This window comes from Pseudomonas sp. X10 (assembly GCF_054889225.1).
On the sequence record NZ_CM142677.1, the window covers coordinates 1,422,813 to 1,435,404 of the forward strand.

The following is a 12,592-nucleotide window of genomic DNA, read 5'->3' on the forward strand; positions in this document are numbered from 1 at the left end:
GCGTATTTTGCTTGAAACTTCGAGAAGGATTGACCCATGGCAAGGCGTTTGGCAGCAGTACTGGCCATCACCGCGAGTCTGTTGCTCGGTGGTTGCGGTGCGGACTACGGCGTGGACCAGCATGGCAACACGGTAAAAGCCGAACAGATCGATGGGCACTGGCTGGTGCTCAACTACTGGGCCGAATGGTGTGGCCCGTGCCGTACGGAAATCCCGGAACTGAACGCCGCAGCCAAGCAATGGCAGGAGCAGGGCATCAAGGTGGTCGGGGTGAACTTCGACGGTCTGCAGGGCGAAGACCTGAAGCAGGCCAGCGAAGCCCTGGGCATCGGCTTCACGGTATTGGCCCAGGACCCGGCCGAGCGCTATGACTTGCCGCGCAGCGAGGCATTGCCGGTGACCTACATCATCGATGACAAGGGCAAGGTGCGTGAGCAACTGATGGGGGAGCAGACCCTCGAAGGCCTGCAAGAGAAGATCAAGGCATTGAGCGGCAAGCTATAAGCGACAAGTAAAAGCAGCAGGGCTGCACAGGCTGCTCTTTCTTGCCGCTTGAAGCTTATAGCTCGAAGCTGCTTTTAACCTTCCTCAGGCCAGAACCGCAGTGGCTTGCCTTCGGCTGGCCAGAAGCGCACCTGCTCGATCGGCGAAATATCCCAGCGTTGCACGGTCTCCAGGGCCTGGAGGAAGCGCTGTTCCTGCTCCATCAGGGCCGGTGCGCAGAGCTTGCGGGTCTTGCCGACCTTGCCGAAGCTCAGCTGGTCGCCCTCCAGGGTGTAGGGCGCGAACCAGTGGTTGCAGCCAGCGTTGCCATAGGCGCGGCCATCGGCGGCGAGGGTCAGGGTCAGGTGGCTGTAGTCGATCAGCGGGCGCTCACCGATCCACTCCAGCACGTAGCTGCGCTCCTGTTCCAGCTTCACCGGCTCGGCGGCGCAGCCGAGCAGGCCTGTGGCGGTCAATGCGCCAAGCAGCAGGGTTTTCACTGGGCGCTCTCCTGGCAACGCGGGCACAGGTGCTGGCCGTCACGGCTGGCCCAGCCCAGTTCGGCTATACGCGCGCTGGCTGCTGGTTGCCGGGCTTTGTTGCCCAGCTTGGCATCCACCGCGAACTCGAAGTCCAGGCTGGCCTGGCAACCATCGCACTTCACCTGCCAGTTCAGGATCTCCAGCTCGCCGAAAACCGGCCCACTGGCCACCGCAACCCATTGGCCGCGGGGGTTGATCAGGTGGCGCACGCTTTCCACGGTCAGGCGCATGGACAGGTCCTTGCTGCCTTTGAGGGTGACCAGCAGGACGTCGTCTTTCTGGATCGAGCCGCCATTGCCAGTGACCTGGTAGCGTCCAGGCACTAGCGCGCGGCATTCGATCAGAGTGTGTTGCGGGTTGAATAGGGTGTAGCGGAAATCGTGTTCGACCATGGGTCCTCCAAATTTGCCGCGTATTCTAGGGGCTGCTGATGTTTTATTCACCGGCGCGGTTGCGAATAAACACGTCAGTGGGCCCAGGCATCAGCCCTCGACCAGATTCTGCGGATGCCCGGCTGCCCAGCGGATGATGTTGTCCAGCGTGGTCTCGGCGATGGCGGCGAGGGCTTCATGGGTCAGGAAGGCTTGGTGGGCGGTGACGATCACGTTGGGGAAGGTCAGCAGGCGCGCCAGGACATCATCTTGCAGTGGCAGGTCGGAGCGGTCCTCGAAAAACAGCTGTGCCTCTTCTTCATAGACGTCCAGGCCCAGGTAGCCCAACTGGCCGCTCTTGAGCGCCTCGATCAGCGCTGGCGTATCGACCAACGCCCCACGCCCGGTATTGATGAGCATCGCACCGGGCTGCAGCTCGGCCAGGCTGCTGGCATTGATCAGGTGGCGAGTGTGTTCGGTCAGGGGGCAGTGCAGGCTGATGATCCGTGACTGGCGCAACAGCTCCGGCAATTCCAGGTAGCGGGCGCCGAGGGCAAGCAGCTCCGGGTTGGGGAAGGGGTCATAGGCCAGCAACTGGCAACCGAAGCCAGCCATGATACGGGCGAAAGCGGCGCCGATCTGGCCGGTGCCGATCACACCGACGGTCTTGCCGTGTAGATCGAAGCCAGTCAGCCCGTGCAAGGTAAAGTCGCCTTCGCGGGTGCGGTTGTAGGCGCGGTGCAGACGGCGGTTCAAGGCCAGGATCAAGGCTACGGCGTGCTCGGCCACGGCATGCGGCGAATAGTCCGGCACCCGTACCACAGCCAGCCCCAGGCGTTGGGCGGCATTCAGGTCGACATGGTTATAACCGGCCGAGCGCAGGGCGATCAGGCGCGTGCCGCCACTGGCCAGGCGCTCCAGCACCTGGGCGTCCAGTTCGTCGTTGATGAAAGCGCACACCACCTCGTGGCCGGTGGCCAGGGCAGCGGTGTCAGCGGTCAGGCGGGCGGACTGGAAGTGCAGCTCCAGGCCCGGTGCGGCCGGGGCGCGGGTGAAGCTTTCCTGATCGTAGTGCTGGCTGCTGAAGAACAATACGCGCATGGTGATTTCCTTTCGAGGGAGCCTTTAGTGTAGCCAGCGGCCTTAGCCCAGGGGCTGGGCGAAGGGGCGCAAGGCCCGGTGTTGCCGGCCGCGAGAGTCGTGGGCTGGGCCGGCTCAAGCGCTCAGGCGCGCCTGAGCGGCGAGGCGGGCGATGGCCCGATCCAGTTCATCGAGGGCTTGCTGGGCCTGCGGAAGGTCCTGTTTGAGTAGGGTCTCGCTGCGCTGGCAGGCCGCGCGCAACTGCGGGACGCCGCAATAGCGGGAAGCGCCGTTGAGGCGGTGGACGCGTTCGATCAAGGCATTGCGGTCAGGCGCTTCGCGGGCGGCGCGGATGGCCTCGCGGTCGGCTTCCAGCGAAGCCAGCAACATGGCCAGCATGTCGGCGGCCAGGTCCGGTTTGCCCGCCGCCAGGCGCAGGCCCTCTTCGGGGTCGAGAACCTTGAGCTCGCTGCTGTCGGGCAGGCGCTCGGCTGGGCGGTCCTGCTGTGGCGTGTCCAGGCTCATGCCTGTCCATTTCATCACCACCTGGGCCAGTTGGCGCTCGCTGATGGGCTTGGTCAGGTAGTCGTCCATGCCGCTGTGCAGCAGCGCGCGCTTTTCGTTGGCCATGGCATGGGCCGTCAGGGCGACGATGGGTAGCGGGGCACCGCTCTGGCTGCTTTCCCACTGGCGGATCTGTTCGGTGCAGGCACGGCCGTCCATGCCAGGCATCTGTACATCCATCAGCACCAGGTCGAACGGTTCATCCTGCACGGCCTGGACCGCTGCATAGCCACTGTCGACCGCATGCACTTCGGCGCCCAGGCCTTCGAGCAGGGTCTGTACCAACAGCAGGTTGGCTGGGTTGTCGTCGACGCAGAGGATCTTCGGCATGCGCTGGTTGTCATTGCCCCGGCTTTCCACGCTCGGGCGCCGTGGCTGCACCAGCTCCAGCAGCAGGCGGCGCAGCTTGCGGGTGCAGGTCGGCTTGGACAGCAACTGGCCGTGGGCATTGGGCAGGTAAGGGTGGTACAGCGCCTGCTCGGTGGTCGGGCACAGCACCACGGCCTGGCAGCCCAGGTGTTCGAGTTGCTGGTTGTACTGGCCCAGCTGTTCCGGCGAGAGGTTGCCCAGGTTGGCGCCAAGCACGGCGAACTCGAAGGGATGGCCGGCTTGGCTGGCAGCCTCCACGGCGTGCAGCAGGTGGTCGAAGGAGGAGAACAGGCTGACGCTCAGACCGCAGTCTTCGAGTTGGTGCTCCAGGGCCTGGCGCGCCAACTCATGGGCGTCGACGATGGCGACCCGGCGGCCGAGCAGCGCCTGGATCGGCCGCTCCTCGGCATCGTCATGGGCCTTGGGCAGGTTGAGGCTGATCCAGAATTGCGAGCCTTCGCCCGGCATGCTGTCGACGCCGATCTCGCCGCCCATCTGCTCGATCAGGCGCTTGGAGATCACCAGGCCCAGGCCGGTGCCGCCGGGCTGGCGCGACAGCGAGTTGTCGGCCTGGCTGAAGGCCTGGAACAGAGTGCGCACATCCTGGGGCGAGAGACCGATGCCGGTGTCCTGGACACTGATGCGCAGTTGCACGCTGTCTTCGTGCTCTTCTTCGAGCATGGCGCGGGCAACGATGGTGCCTTCGCGGGTGAACTTGATGGCGTTGCTCACCAGGTTGGTCAGGATCTGCTTGAGGCGCAGCGGGTCGCCGATCAGCGACAGTGGGGTATCGCGGTAGACCAGGCTGACCAGCTCCAACTGCTTGGCGTGGGCGGCCGGGGCGAGGATGGTCAGGGTGTCCTGGATCAGGTCGCGCAAGTTGAAGGGGATGCTGTCGAGCACCAGCTTGCCGGCCTCGATCTTGGAGAAGTCGAGGATCTCGTTGATGATCCCCAGCAGGTTGTCGGCGGACTTCTCGATGGTGCCCAGATAGTCGAGCTGGCGTGGGCTCAGCTCGCTCTTTTGCAGCAAGTGGGTGAAACCGAGGATGCCGTTGAGCGGGGTGCGGATTTCGTGGCTCATGTTGGCCAGGAACTCGGACTTGATCCGGCTGGCCTCCAGGGCCTCCTTGCGCGCCATGTCCAGCTCGATGTTCTGGATCTCGATGGTCTCCAGGTTCTGGCGCACGTCTTCGGTGGCTTGGTCGATGCTGTGCTGGAGCTCTTCGTGGGCGTTGTGCAGTGTCTCGGCCATGCGGTTGATGCCGGCCGCCAGTTCATCCAACTCATGGCTGCCCATCGCTGGCAGGCGTTCTTCCAGGTTGCCGTCTTTGAGCTGGTTGACCGCGTGCTTGATCTGGCTGATGGGGCCGTTGATGGTGCGGCTCATGCGCAAGGCGAGGAGGGCGGTGAGGCTCAGGCAGACCAGGATCAGCAACAGGCTGGTGAACAGGTTGCGGTAGCCGCGCAGCAAGGTGCCGTCATGGGACAGTTCGATTTCCACCCAGCCCAGCAGCCGCTCGGCCTCGGCCGGCACGGCGTCTGCGGCCAGGTCGCGGTGATGGCCGAACACAGGCATCAGGTAGCGTGTGGCATCGTTGCCGGTGCGCTGCAGCAGTTGCGTGCCGCTGCCGCCGCTGGGCGGCTGGTTGAGCATGCTCGGGCCTGAGTGAGCCAGGCGGGAGCGGTCCGGGTTGAGGAAGGCCACGGCGCGCACATCGGTCTGTTCCAGGGCCTGGGCGGCAATGCGTTCCAACTGGGCCGGGCTATGGCGGGCCAGAGGGCGCGGCCAGGGGGCTAGTTGTTCGGCAATCATCTTGCCGCGTTGCAGCAATTGGGTCTGCAGTTCGTTCTGCTGCAACCAGGTGAAATAGCTGCCCAGCACCAGCGCCATCATGCCGGCTGGCAGCAAGGCCAGCAGCAATACACGGCTTCTGATTCCCAATCGATCGAGCACACCTGTCTCCTGTCATGTGCCAGGCAAGCGCCTGAGCTTCCGCCGCTTTGCGCACGGACCCACTCGGAAAATTACTCCGCCTGCTGCGGTAATGCACTCATTTGTATCTGTTTTTGTTCGATCCCTGGGGGCATGTGATGATGGACGGAGCGGGCTTGCACCCTGATGCGATCCCTCCGGGCCGGCATTATTGTGGGACAGGCCCGCTGCCACGGGGCGAGGCCTGGGAAAACGGTCGCGTTGGTCGATGTCCGGTTGCCTGTTGGCACCGATTGCTCAATAATCTCGTAATTGAGAATCGCTAGCAGCCGCCAATGAATCCCGTCGCTATCCACACATCCAACATTCTTGCCATCGAGGACGACCCGGTCCTCGGGGCTTACCTGCACAAGGAACTGCAACGCGGCGGCTTCCAGGTGACCTGGTGCCGCAATGGCCTGGAAGGGCTGGAAGTGGCTGGTCGGCGGGCCTTCGATGTGGTGCTGCTGGATATCCTGTTACCCGGCCTCAACGGCTTGGATGCGTTGGCGCGGTTGCGCAAGCGCAGCGCCACGCCGGTGATCCTGATGTCGGCGCTGGGCGCCGAGGCCGATCGCATCACCGGTTTCCAGCGCGGTGCCGACGACTACCTGCCCAAGCCTTTCAGCATGGCCGAGTTGCAGGTGCGCATCGAGGCGATCCTCCGCCGCGTAGCCTTGGAACGGCGTTTCCAGGCACCTGCGGAACAGGAGCCGGGCCAACTGCGTTATGACGAGCAGGCCAGTGATGTCCGCCTCGGCGACCGATGGGCCGGGCTGACTCCCAGCGAGTTTCGTTTGCTCGACACCTTGCGCCGCAGCCAGGACGAGGTGCTGAGCAAGGCCTTTCTTTACCAGCAAGTATTGCAGCGTGGCTATGCCCGGCATGACCGCAGCCTGGACATGCACGTCAGCCAGATCCGCCGCAAGCTCAAGGCCATCGGTTACCTGGAACAGCAGATCCGCACGGTCTGGGGCAAGGGCTACGTGCTCAGCGCCGGCGAGGCGGACTGAGCGTGCTCGACCGACATTCTCTGTTCTGGAAGCTGGCCATCCTCCTGGTGGGCTTCTGCCTGTTGATGATCGGCCTGAGTTACACCTGGGGCCGGCATATGGACACCCAGAACGCCTTTCTCTCCGAGTCGGCCAGGAGCGTCCTGCGAGGTTACGCCGCCGAGGCCGAGCAGGCCTGGGTCACGGGCGGGCAGGCCGGCGTTGACCGCTGGCTGGCGGGCATGCGCCAGCGCGAGTCGGGCTGGGCGGGGGTACTCGATGGCGAGTTGCGACCGTTGGGCAGCGTCACCCTCAACAGCGAAGAATTGCAGCACCTCACTCGACTGCGCGGCCTCGACTGGCCGATGAGTCGGCGTAGCGTAGGCCAGCCCTGGTTGCGCTTGCCGTTTCCCGGCGACCCCGCCGTCGGCATGTTGGTCATCGAGTTGCCTCAGCGCATGACGCCCGGCGAATATCGCCTGTTCTGGCGGATCGTCACCAACGGCATCATCCCGGGGCTGTTCACCCTGCTGCTGTGCGTGGGCCTGTACCGCATGCTGATCGTGCCCTTGAACCAACTGCGCGAACAGGCCAATGCCTGGCGTGCCGACCAGCTGTCGGCGCGGCTGGACCACCGGACGATCAGTCGCCATGACGAACTGGGCGAGCTGGCGCGGGCCTTCGACCAGATGGCTGAGCGTCTGCAGGATACCGTGGCCCTGCAGCAGCAACTGCTACGCGATCTGTCCCACGAGATGCGTACGCCACTGAGCCGCTTGCGCGTGGCCTGCGACAGTGAAAACGACATTGCCCGGTTGCGTGAGCGCCTGGGACGTGAGGTGGACTGCATGCAGCAGTTGGTCGAGGATGCCTTGCAGTTGGCCTGGCAGGATGCCGAACGCACGCCGATGAACCTGGAGCCCATCCAGTTCCAGGCGCTGTGGGACATGCTCGCCGAGGATGCCTGCTATGAAAGCGGCTGGTTCCCTGAGCGACTGCGTTGTGAGTTGCCGGCGACCTGCTGGGTGCAGGGTAACCTCAACCTCCTGGCCCAGGCCCTGGAGAACATGCTGCGCAATGCCATCCGTCATTCGCCGGACGGGGGCCTGGTCCGCCTGGACGGGTATCGCGAAGGCGGCTACTGGCGGGTGTGCCTGGAGGATCAGGGCGGCGGTGTGGCTGAGGCTGACCTGGAGCGCATTTTCGCACCGTTCTCCCGGCTCGACGGTTCGCGGCCTGGCGACGGTGGATTTGGCCTCGGGCTGAGCATTGCCCGCAGCGCCATCCAGCGCCAGGGCGGGACCCTTTGGGCAGAAAACGGCCCAAGCGGCCTACGGCTGTGCATGCGCCTGCCGGCCCATGCCGTAGCGGCCAGTGGCAAGCTGCAAGCCACCAGTGAGGCGCATGAGGGGGGAGCCCGGCAGTGCTGACCACTTGCAACTTGAGGCTTATAGCTTGCAGCTATAAACCCCGCACATTGCGTGATATGGCCGGGGAAAGTTTGCCGGTATGATAGTCGCCCCTGCCGTTCGGATTGCGAAAGACGCCATGACCCTGCAGTACCCCACCATCGCCGATTGCGTCGGCAACACCCCTCTGGTTCGCCTGCAGCGTATCGCCGGCGAAACCAGCAACACGCTCCTGCTCAAGCTCGAAGGCAACAACCCTGCGGGCTCGGTCAAGGACCGCCCGGCCCTGTCGATGATCACCCGCGCCGAACTGCGCGGCCAGATCACGCCGGGCGACACCCTCATCGAGGCCACGTCGGGCAACACCGGCATCGCCCTGGCCATGGCGGCGGCGATCAAGGGTTACAAGATGATCCTGATCATGCCGGACAACTCCACCGCCGAGCGCAAGTCGGCGATGACCGCCTACGGCGCCGAGCTGATCCTGGTCAGCAAGGAAGAGGGGATGGAGGGGGCTCGCGATCTGGCCGAGAAGCTGCAGGCCGAAGGCCGCGGCCTGGTGCTCGACCAGTTCGGCAACGGCGACAACCCCGAAGCGCATTACGTGAGCACTGGCCCGGAGATCTGGCAACAGACCCAGGGCAACATCACCCATTTCATCAGTTCCATGGGCACCACGGGAACCATCATGGGCTGCTCGCGCTACCTCAAGGAGCAGAACCCGGCAGTGCAGATCGTCGGCCTGCAGCCGATGGAAGGCTCGGCCATCCCGGGCATCCGCCGCTGGCCGCACGAGTACCTGCCGAAGATCTTCGAGGCCGAGCGGGTCGACCGCGTGGTCGACATGTCCCAGGAAGAGGCTGAGGCCACCACCCGCCGCCTTGCCCGCGAAGAGGGCATTTTCTGCGGCGTGTCTTCCGGTGGTGCGGTGGCGGCCATGCTGCGTCTGTCGCGGGAAGTGGAAAACGCCGTGATGGTGGCGATCATCTGCGACCGTGGTGACCGTTACCTGTCGACTGGCCTGTTCGACGCCGCGCCCTGATGTCCAGACAAAAACGCAACAGCGGCCTGCGCTTCCAGCCGGCTGGTGGCAACCGCGCGCCACAGGTTCCGGTCGGCAAGAAACAGCGCCTGGATATCGAACGGCTTTCCGGTGATGGGCGCGGGATCGCCTTTCATGATGGGCGCACTTGGTTCGTCAGCGGCGCGCTGGCCGGCGAGGCGGTCGAGGCGCGGGTGCTCAACGCCCGTGGCAAGGTGGTCGAGGCCCGCCTGGAGCGGGTCCTGCAGGCCAGCCCGAGCCGGCGCGAGGCGCCTTGCAAGCATTACGACCGCTGCGGCGGCTGCAACCTGCAGCACTTGCCCCATGCCGAGCAATTGGCGCTCAAACAGCGCTTGCTGGCCGAGCAACTGCAACGGGTCGCCGGGGTGTTGCCGGAAGAATGGGCGGCGCCGCTGGCCGGCCCTGAATTCGGCTACCGGCGTCGGGCAAGGGTGGCAGTGCGCTGGGATGCCAAGGCGCGCCAGTTGGACGTGGGGTTTCGCGCCGAAGCCAGCCAGGACATCGTCGCCATCGAGGATTGCCCGGTGCTGGTACAGCCCTTGCAATCGATCATGCGTCATCTGCCGACGCTCCTGCGTAGCTTGAGCAAGCCGCAGGCGCTGGGGCATGTCGAACTGTTCAGCGGAACCGCCGAAGCGGTGCTGGTGCGGCACACTGCGTCATTGCCCGTCGATGACCTGGCGCGCTTGCAGGCGTTCTGCAACGAAGCAGGCGCTCAGTTGTGGCTTCAGGGCGAGGGCGCGCCGGCACCGCTCGAGGCTGGGTTGGCGCTGGGCTTTGCCCTTGAGCCTTGGGGGCTTGAGTTGGCTTGGCGGCCGGGAGACTTCGTCCAGGTCAACGCCCGGGTCAACCAGGCCATGATCGAGCAGGCGCTGGCCTGGCTGGCGCCGCAGGCGGACGAGCGCGTCCTGGACCTGTTCTGCGGCCTGGGCAACTTCGCCTTGCCGCTGGCTGGGCGGGTGCGTGAAGTGGTGGCAGTGGAAGGCGTGCAGGCTATGGTCGACCGGGCGGCGGCCAATGCCCGGGACAACAATGTGCATAACGCCCGGTTTTTTCAGGCCGATTTATCGCAGCCATTGGCAGGTGCCGAATGGGCCGCCGAGGGCTTTTCTGCGGTACTCTTGGATCCACCGCGCGACGGTGCCTTCGAGGTGGTGCAACACATTGCCCGCCTGGGTGCCAGGCGGGTGGTCTACGTATCGTGCAACCCGGCTACGCTGGCGCGGGACGCGCAGGTGCTGGCCGGTCAGGGTTACCGGTTAAAAAGGGCCGGGATTCTCGACATGTTTCCTCAGACGGCGCATGTCGAGGCCATGGCGTTATTCGAAGCGGGCTAGCGTGGCTGGCGCGTGTGGTGCGGCTCCCAGGGTCCGGCCGGGGCGGCATCGGTGATAGCCAGCGCACCTTGGGGTGCGCTGTAGGGGAAGGTAGACAAAGATGGTACAGGTGAGAGTGCACCAGCCGGTCAACAACGACGGCAGTATCAATCTCGAAGCATGGCTGGATCATGTGGTAAGCGTCGACCTGGCGCTGGACCGCGAGGCGCTCAAGGCGGCTTGCGAGTTCGCCCAGGAAGTCGAGAAAAAAGGCAACCCGGCCAAGCATTCCTGGGCCGATGGCACCTCCAGTTTCCAGGCCGGCCTGGAAATCGCAGAAATCCTCGCTGACCTCAAGCTCGACCAGGACTCCCTGGTGGCGGCGGTGATCTATCGCGCCGTGCGTGAAGGCAAGGTAACCCTGGCCGAGGTTGGCCAGCGGTTCGGCCCGGTGGTCTCCAAGCTGATCGACGGCGTGCTGCGCATGGCGGCCATCAGCGCCAGCCTCAGCCCCCGCCAGTCGTTGGTGCTGGGCTCCCAGGCGCAGGTCGAGAACCTGCGCAAGATGCTGGTGGCCATGGTCGACGACGTGCGCGTGGCCCTGATCAAGCTCGCCGAGCGCACCTGCGCCATCCGTGCGGTCAAGTCCGCCGATGACGAAAAGCGCCTGCGCGTGGCCCGCGAAGTGTTCGACATCTACGCGCCACTGGCGCACCGCCTGGGCATTGGTCATATCAAATGGGAGCTGGAAGACCTGTCTTTCCGCTACCTCGAACCGGACCAATACAAGCAGATCGCCAAGTTGCTGCATGAGCGCCGCCTGGACCGCGAACGCTTCATCAGCGACGTCATGAACCAACTGCAGAACGAGTTGCTGGCCACCGGCGTCAATGCCGATATCAGTGGTCGGGCGAAGCATATCTATTCGATCTGGCGCAAGATGCAGCGCAAGGGCCTGGAGTTCAGCCAGATCTATGACGTGCGCGCGGTGCGCGTGCTGGTGCCGGAGATGCGCGACTGCTACACCGCGCTGGGCATCGTTCACACCCTGTGGCGGCACATTCCCAAGGAGTTCGACGACTACATCGCCAACCCCAAGGAGAACGGCTACCGCTCCCTGCACACGGCGGTGATCGGCCCTGAGGGCAAGGTGCTGGAAGTACAGATCCGCACCCATGCCATGCACGAGGAAGCCGAGCTTGGCGTCTGCGCCCACTGGCGCTACAAGGGCACCGACGTCAAGTCCAGCTCCAACCATTACGAAGAGAAGATCTCCTGGCTGCGCCAGGTGCTGGAGTGGCACGAGGAGCTGGGCGATATCGGTGGCCTGGCCGAACAACTGCGGGTCGACATCGAGCCAGACCGGGTCTACGTGTTCACCCCGGATGGCCACGCCATCGACCTGCCCAAGGGCGCCACGCCACTGGACTTCGCCTACCGCGTGCACACCGAGATCGGCCATAATTGCCGGGGCGCCAAGATCAACGGGCGTATCGTGCCGCTCAACTACAGCCTGCAGACTGGCGAGCAGGTCGAGATCATCACCAGCAAGCACGGCAGTCCGAGCCGCGACTGGCTGAACTCGAACCTGGGCTATGTCACCACCTCGCGGGCGCGAGCGAAGATCGTCCACTGGTTCAAGCTGCAGGCGCGCGACCAGAACGTCGCCGCCGGCAAGACCTTGATCGAGCGTGAGCTGAGCCGTTTGGGCCTGCCTCAGGTGGACTTCGAGCGTCTTTCGGAGAAGGCCAACCTCAAGACGGCCGAAGACATGTTCGCCGCCCTCGGCGCTGGCGACCTGCGCTTGGCGCACCTGGTCAACGCCGCCCAGCAGTTGCTCGAGCCCGAGCGCAAGGAAGAAGTCGAACTGGTGCCGCGCAAGGCCACTGGCTACAAGCCGGGCAAGCGCGGCGACATCCAGATCCAGGGCGTCGGCAACCTGCTCACGCAGATGGCCGGTTGCTGCCAGCCGCTGCCGGGCGATGCCATCGTCGGCTACATCACCCAGGGCCGCGGCGTGACCATCCACCGCCAGGACTGCGCCTCGGTGCTGCAACTGGCTGGTCGTGAGCCGGAGCGGATCATCCAGGTCAGTTGGGGCCCGGTGCCGGTGCAGACCTACCCGGTCGACATCATCATCCGCGCCTACGACCGTCCAGGTTTGCTGCGCGATGTGTCGCAGGTGCTACTCAACGAGAAGATCAACGTGCTGGCGGTCAACACCCGTTCGAACAAGGATGACAACACTGCGCTGATGTCGCTGACCATAGAGATTCCGGGGTTGGACGCGCTGGGACGCCTGTTGGGCAGGATCTCGCAGTTGCCGAACATCATCGAGACGCGGCGCAACCGCACGCCCTGAGCACGCAGATCGCGAGGCAAGCCAGCTTCCGCAGCCTGAGGAGCGGGCTTGGCCCGCGTCAGAAGGA

10 protein-coding genes are annotated in these 12,592 nt (G+C 64.7%); 6 read left to right on the top strand and 4 right to left on the bottom strand.

What is annotated here, in order from left to right; translation table 11 throughout:
• The first annotated feature begins 36 nt into the window (after positions 1 to 36).
• A complete protein-coding gene (locus tag ACYU03_RS06625) occupies positions 37 to 504 on the top strand; it encodes a peroxiredoxin family protein (protein WP_461889061.1) in 468 nt (155 codons plus the stop codon).
• Positions 505 to 578: 74 nt separating this feature from the next.
• Here the strand turns inward: ACYU03_RS06625 and ACYU03_RS06630 are convergent, their stop codons facing one another.
• The 4 genes from ACYU03_RS06630 to ACYU03_RS06645 all read right to left on the bottom strand — a co-directional run bounded on the left by ACYU03_RS06630 (position 579) and on the right by ACYU03_RS06645 (position 5,365).
• Complete coding sequence (locus ACYU03_RS06630; RefSeq protein WP_461889063.1) at positions 579 to 983, bottom strand: META domain-containing protein; 405 nt, start codon at positions 981 to 983, stop codon at positions 579 to 581.
• Positions 980 to 1,417, bottom strand: a complete 438-nt coding sequence (locus ACYU03_RS06635) for a hypothetical protein (protein WP_461889065.1) — start codon at positions 1,415 to 1,417, stop codon at positions 980 to 982. Before ACYU03_RS06635 ends, ACYU03_RS06630 begins: the two co-directional genes overlap by 4 nt.
• 90 nt (positions 1,418 to 1,507) lie before the next feature.
• Positions 1,508 to 2,497 carry a 2-hydroxyacid dehydrogenase gene (locus ACYU03_RS06640; RefSeq protein WP_461889067.1) on the bottom strand — a complete coding sequence of 330 codons (990 nt, stop codon included), beginning with the start codon at positions 2,495 to 2,497 and terminating at the stop codon, positions 1,508 to 1,510.
• A gap of 114 nt (positions 2,498 to 2,611) precedes the next feature.
• Positions 2,612 to 5,365, bottom strand: a complete 2,754-nt coding sequence (locus ACYU03_RS06645; protein ID WP_461889069.1) for a response regulator — start codon at positions 5,363 to 5,365, stop codon at positions 2,612 to 2,614.
• A 314-nt stretch (positions 5,366 to 5,679) separates the two neighbouring features.
• Here ACYU03_RS06645 and ACYU03_RS06650 point away from each other — a divergent pair, with 314 nt between their 5' ends.
• From ACYU03_RS06650 to relA, 5 genes are all read left to right on the top strand, one after another.
• Entirely contained in the window at positions 5,680 to 6,396 is a 717-nt protein-coding gene (locus tag ACYU03_RS06650) for a response regulator transcription factor (RefSeq protein WP_461889071.1), read from the top strand.
• A 2-nt stretch (positions 6,397 to 6,398) separates the two neighbouring features.
• A complete protein-coding gene (locus tag ACYU03_RS06655) occupies positions 6,399 to 7,805 on the top strand; it encodes a HAMP domain-containing sensor histidine kinase (protein ID WP_461889073.1) in 1,407 nt (468 codons plus the stop codon).
• Between the two features lie 118 nt (positions 7,806 to 7,923).
• Positions 7,924 to 8,826 carry a cysteine synthase CysM gene (gene cysM / locus ACYU03_RS06660; protein ID WP_461889075.1) on the top strand — a complete coding sequence of 301 codons (903 nt, stop codon included), beginning with the start codon at positions 7,924 to 7,926 and terminating at the stop codon, positions 8,824 to 8,826.
• Complete coding sequence (gene rlmD, locus ACYU03_RS06665) at positions 8,826 to 10,184, top strand: 23S rRNA (uracil(1939)-C(5))-methyltransferase RlmD (protein WP_461889076.1); 1,359 nt, start codon at positions 8,826 to 8,828, stop codon at positions 10,182 to 10,184. Before cysM ends, rlmD begins: the two co-directional genes overlap by 1 nt.
• Positions 10,185 to 10,284: 100 nt before the next feature.
• A complete protein-coding gene (gene relA, locus ACYU03_RS06670) occupies positions 10,285 to 12,525 on the top strand; it encodes a GTP diphosphokinase (RefSeq protein ID WP_461889078.1) in 2,241 nt (746 codons plus the stop codon).
• Positions 12,526 to 12,592: the final 67 nt, after the last annotated feature.

Bases quoted from the DNA above. Each gene is read 5' to 3' on its own strand.
- ACYU03_RS06635 (WP_461889065.1), bottom strand. From the start codon at position 1,417: ATGGTCGAACACGATTTCCGCTACACCCTATTCAACCCGCAACACACT.
- ACYU03_RS06625 (WP_461889061.1), top strand. From the start codon at position 37: ATGGCAAGGCGTTTGGCAGCAGTACTGGCCATCACCGCGAGTCTGTTG.
- relA (WP_461889078.1), top strand. From the start codon at position 10,285: ATGGTACAGGTGAGAGTGCACCAGCCGGTCAACAACGACGGCAGTATC.
- ACYU03_RS06640 (WP_461889067.1), bottom strand. From the start codon at position 2,497: ATGCGCGTATTGTTCTTCAGCAGCCAGCACTACGATCAGGAAAGCTTC.
- ACYU03_RS06650 (WP_461889071.1), top strand. From the start codon at position 5,680: ATGAATCCCGTCGCTATCCACACATCCAACATTCTTGCCATCGAGGAC.
- rlmD (WP_461889076.1), top strand. From the start codon at position 8,826: ATGTCCAGACAAAAACGCAACAGCGGCCTGCGCTTCCAGCCGGCTGGT.
- cysM (WP_461889075.1), top strand. From the start codon at position 7,924: ATGACCCTGCAGTACCCCACCATCGCCGATTGCGTCGGCAACACCCCT.